The following is a 4,868-nucleotide window of genomic DNA, read 5'->3' on the forward strand; positions in this document are numbered from 1 at the left end:
GTTGCGGTTCAGAATATCGGCCAGCCCCACCGGGTTGGAAATTTCCCGGTAACGGCTGTTAAACTGGTCGGCAAAAGGATAAATGCTGCCATCTTCCCGGTAAGGCACCAGGGTAGGAGGGGCGCCCAGTGTGGCGCCTACAATGCTTTGCGTTACAAGCGGCCCGTCAATAGAACTGATGCCCGTGGGAATATTGTTATTGATCGTGTAGCTGCTAAGCACACTGGTGCCCACTTTAAAGTGGTTGCTTATATTATGATCGAGCGTGGCCCTTAAAGAATAGCGTTTGAAATCCGAAGAAATAATAATACCTTCCTGATTAAAGAAGTTGCCGGATAGCGAGAACTGGGTTTTTTCCGAACCGCCGCTCACAGACGCCTGGTAGTTTTCTATGCTGGCCTGGCGGTAAACAATGTCCTGCCAGTTGGTTCCCTGCCCGAGAGAAGAGGGATCAGCATATATCGGTGAGTTGTAGATGTCATTTTCCAGCTGCGCAAACTGTGCAGCGTTAAGCATGGATAGCTCTTTGGTAATGTTTTGTATTCCACGGTAAACGTCCAGCTGCACCCGCGTGGCGCCGCTTTTCCCGCGCTTGGTAGTGATGAGCACAACACCGTTGGCGCCTCTTGCGCCGTAGATGGCGGTGGAAGAGGCATCCTTTAATATTTCCACGGACTCAATATCATTTGGGTTGATGGTGGATAAAGGACTTACATCGGTTACGCCGCCGCTGTTGGAGATCTGGATGCCGTCAATAATGTAGAGCGGCTCAGACGAACCGTTGATGGAGTTGGTGCCGCGTATGCGCACGCTGATATTACCTCCCGGCGCGGCGTTATTTTGTGTAATTTGTACACCGGGAACCCTTGCCGCAAGGCCCTGCGCCACATTCGTAACAGGCGTTTGCGTAATATCCGCTGCTTTAACGGATGCAATGGAGCCTGTAGATGCCGCCTTTCGTTGGGTGCCGTAGCCAACCACCACAACGTCGTTCAGCTTACTGATGTCAGGCTTCAGGGACACGGTGAGGCGCGATTGACCGCGTACTTCAACCGTAGCGTTTTCATATCCCTGGAACGTAATAAGGAGAATTGCATTGGATGCAACCTCTTTCAATGTAAATGCGCCTTCGCCGTTGGTAACGGTTCCTTTTGAAGTACCTTTTACTGCAACGGTAGCTCCCGGCAACGGCTGGCCGTTTTCATCCGCTACTTTCCCGGAAACAGTTGGCAAAAGTGATTGTGCGTTTGCGGGCAGCACAAAGAGAGGGAAAAGGACAAATAGCAGGATCCTGAAGGGATCCGTTAGTTTAAACAAGTAACTTGTTCTTTTCATAACGTAAGCATCTTTAGTTAGTCATAAGTGGTACGCAATGTTAGAGAAGAATGTTAAACAATGGAAGAATTCACAGCGTTTTGGAAAACAGGATCTATCGGGAACGATACCGCAAACGATACCGGTAGCAACCGGGCAAAAAAATCTTATTGCAGCAGGTTAACAGAATGCGTTTTATTTTAGTATTACCGACCAAAATTGTTTTGCTTTAATGATAAAATGTATCAGGTGCAGCCATGTGCATGCGATCACGAAATCTGGTATTGTAAGGGGGAAACAGCGCTACTATTGTAAGGATTGTAATATCTATTTCACACTTCCGGGGGAAACATCTGCAGACATGCGGCAGCATAAAAAGCACATGACCACTATTGTTGATATTGCAAAGGCGCTGAACATTTCGAAGTCAACGGTGTCAAGAGCGCTGCATGAGCACAGCGATATTAACCCGCAAACAAAAGCCGCTGTTTTAAAAATGGCCAGGCAGCTCGATTACCAGCCTAACCTGCTGGCCAAAAGCCTTGTAAAAAGTAAGAGCAACACCATTGGCATTATTGTGCCTGAATTCCTGACCTATTTTTTTCCTACCATTATCATGGGCGCCCAGCAGGTAGCTGCGCAGGCGGGCTACAACGTTATCATCTGCCAGTCGCAGGAGTCATTTAAAACAGAAGTAGCCAACGCCAATGTATTACTGGCAAACCGCGTGGACGGCGTATTGATTTCCATGACAAAGGAAACGAAGAAGTTTGAGCATTTTAAAGCATTTGAAAGACATGGCATTCCCGTGGTTTTCTTTAACCGGATCTGCGATGAAATGGAAACCTCAAAGGTGCTGGTGAATGATTATGAAGGGGCGCGCAAGGCAGTGGAACACCTTATTAAGAACGGTTATCGCAATATTGCGCATATCGGCGGCCCGCTGGTGCTGCGTGTAACGCACAACCGGTTAAACGGTTACCGCGATGCGCTGGAAAAACACCGGCTGCCTTTCCGGAAGGAGCTGGTTGTGCACTGCGACCTTTCAAAGAAAGACGCTATTCAATGCGCCGAAAAGCTGTTAAGCCTGAAACGCAGGCCCGATGCCGTTTTTTGCGTGAATGATCCGGTGGCTATCCAGCTGATGCTGGTTGCCAAGAAGAAAAAGATAAAGGTTCCTTCAGAGCTGGGAATTGTTGGCTTCAGCAACGATCCGATTGCAGAAGTAATTGAACCGGCGCTTACAACCGTGCAGCAGCCTGTGGCAGATATAGGCCGTTCAGCCATGCACATATTGCTGGATGCTATTAAAAAGGGAGAGGCTTATTCGCCGGTGCTTAAATCGCTGGAAACAACGCTTATCATCCGGGAGTCGTCGCGGAGATAATTTGTTTTAATTATTATTCATTTTTCCGTGATCGTAGCTGATCACTCTTGACAGCCTCCAGGCATTGCCTTTTTTTTGCCATACATGTATAAACTTATAAGTGCCGCTTACATGCTCGCTTTCCCCCGGGTTGGTATGATAAAAACGGTGAACGCCGATCTCTAAAGCGCCAAAGCTGCCAAGCCGGTGAACCTCTAGGGTATTTTTAAGCAGCTCACGCCGGATATGGGAGTTCCGCCGGCACATTTCCCGCATGGATTGCATTTCTTTGTCCAGGTAGTGCAGCCCGCCCTGGTCGTGGTAGAATTCAAAATCATTGGTCAGGTATTGCCGGTAAGTAGCCGTGTCGCATTTATTAAAAGCGCTGAAGAAGACGCTGTCTTGCGTATAAATTTCCTGGTAGAGTGCAGCCTCTTTTGCATCGGCAGGTGTATCATTTTGTCCAAAGGCAGCTGCAAAAGGGATGAGCATTGCTGAAAGAATGAAAATTAATTTGTTGGTCACTGTTTGATGATTTTAAGTAAACTGTCTGTTATATTGCCTTATTTCAGCTACAATCGTAGTGTCTATTGAAGCGAATCGAGCATTTGCCGTTCCCCGGCAGTTAATGATGGTGTTTTCAATTGGGATTGGCAGGCAAAAGCAAGTACCAAAGAAAAAACAAAAAGAGTGTAATGTGATCTCATAAAATTACAGCAAGCTTCCAAATATACATTAATGATTTTATGGCTGCAAGGGCGGTGTTAAAGCAGCCGGTTCAATTTTCATTCATGTTGCTTGGGTGGCGAATGGCGATCCAGCATGTTAGGGAGCTTAGAAGGAGGCTATGAACATATTGCATTCAGCTATGTTTTATGCCAGGTAAAAATGTATCAATGTTCCCTACTTCTGTATAAATCCTGCTGTAACCATCGTCCTAATTTTGCCATAGCATTTAAAAATTATAACAATGGCAAAAACGATTTTTATAACCGGCGCCTCCCGTGGTTTCGGTAAATTATGGGCAGAAGCGCTATTACAAAGAGGCGACAGGGTAATAGCAACGGCTCGTGACCTGCGCGCACTGGATGGGCTGGTAAGCCGGTATGGCGGCAATATTCTGCCCCTGCAATTAGATGTTAACGACCGTGCCGCAGATTTTGCAGCTATCCGTAAGGCAAAAGAACATTTCGGGGGTATTGATGTACTGATTAATAATGCAGGTTATGGCCTGTTTGGCAGTATTGAGGAAACCACTGAGCAGGAAGCCCGCGGGCAAATGGAAACCAATTTTTTCGGTTTATTATGGTTAACACAGGCTGTATTACCGGTAATGCGGGAACAGGGGCACGGACACATTATCCAGGTTTCGAGCATAGTTGGCCTCATCACTTTTCCTGTGCTGGGATTATACAATGCATCCAAATTCGCGGTGGAAGGTTTGAGTGAAACATTGGCTGCAGAAGTAAAAAGCTTTGGTATTAATGTTACGCTGGTTGAACCGAATGGTTACGCCACCGACTGGGGAGGCGCTTCTGCCGCGCACACCACCGCAATGCCGCAGTATGATGCGGTAAAGGCAGCTTTCCAGGCTGGTACAACGGATGATTTCTTTGGCAATCCCGAAGCCACAGCAGCAGCAGTGCTGAGGCTTATTGACAGCCCAAACCCGCCAATGCGTTTGCTGCTTGGTAAATACGCCTATCCATTAATTAAACAGGCTTATGAAGCGCGGTATGCCGACTGGGATGGCTGGAGCGAAATATCGTCTGCAGCACATGGCAAGTAACTGCTTTAATGACATTGCATTAACAAATCTACGTTGGAATACGGCGTAGATTTGTGTAACTTCTATAATTATGGAGCATTTTAAGAATTTGGCTGATATGCACCGCTTCAATGGTTTTCCAAAACCGGAGAACCCGCTGTTCAGCATTTACAGGTGCACACAAACCTGTGGGCTCGGCGACCGGGAATTTACATCCGACTTTTACATGATCGGGTTTAAGAAGCTTAAATCGGGTGTTATTATGTATGGCCGTACCAGGTACGATCATGATAACGGCAGTATGATATTTGTTAAGCCCCGGCAGGTCATTGAGTTTAAAAATGTTGAGTATGATGAAGACGCCTTTATAATGTTTATTCATGAGGATTTTTTGAATGGCCACTTTCTGCATACCGAGAT

At 46.8% G+C, this 4,868-nt stretch carries 4 protein-coding genes and 1 pseudogene; 3 read left to right on the top strand and 2 right to left on the bottom strand.

Annotated elements, in window-relative coordinates; translation table 11 throughout:
- Positions 1-1,233: SusC/RagA family TonB-linked outer membrane protein (locus tag VFS25_RS25100; RefSeq protein WP_326464939.1), on the bottom strand; the 1,233-nt coding region annotated here is incomplete at its 3' end.
- A 313-nt stretch (positions 1,234-1,546) separates the two neighbouring features.
- On the opposite strand from VFS25_RS25100, the gene VFS25_RS25105 reads away from it, so the two are divergent.
- Positions 1,547-2,701, top strand: coding sequence for a LacI family DNA-binding transcriptional regulator (locus VFS25_RS25105; protein ID WP_422653315.1), 1,155 nt, complete (start codon positions 1,547-1,549; stop codon positions 2,699-2,701).
- 6 nt (positions 2,702-2,707) lie between these two features.
- Here VFS25_RS25105 and VFS25_RS25110 read toward each other — a convergent pair whose 3' ends face one another.
- Positions 2,708-3,205, bottom strand: coding sequence for a nuclear transport factor 2 family protein (locus VFS25_RS25110; protein ID WP_326464941.1), 498 nt, complete (start codon positions 3,203-3,205; stop codon positions 2,708-2,710).
- A 445-nt stretch (positions 3,206-3,650) separates the two neighbouring features.
- On the opposite strand from VFS25_RS25110, the gene VFS25_RS25115 reads away from it, so the two are divergent.
- The gene (locus VFS25_RS25115; protein ID WP_326464942.1) at positions 3,651-4,469 is read left to right on the top strand and encodes an SDR family NAD(P)-dependent oxidoreductase; all 819 of its coding nucleotides are present in this window, start codon (positions 3,651-3,653) and stop codon (positions 4,467-4,469) included.
- A 97-nt stretch (positions 4,470-4,566) separates the two neighbouring features.
- A pseudogene (locus tag VFS25_RS25120) lies at positions 4,567-4,868 on the top strand (AraC family transcriptional regulator); the annotation flags it as partial.

It is taken from the genome of Chitinophaga sp., from assembly GCF_035761305.1.
Classification (GTDB): domain Bacteria; phylum Bacteroidota; class Bacteroidia; order Chitinophagales; family Chitinophagaceae; genus Chitinophaga.

Coding starts and splice junctions, on each gene's coding strand:
- VFS25_RS25105 (WP_422653315.1), top strand. CDS start 1,547: ATGATAAAATGTATCAGGTGCAGCCATGTGCATGCGATCACGAAATCT.
- VFS25_RS25115 (WP_326464942.1), top strand. CDS start 3,651: ATGGCAAAAACGATTTTTATAACCGGCGCCTCCCGTGGTTTCGGTAAA.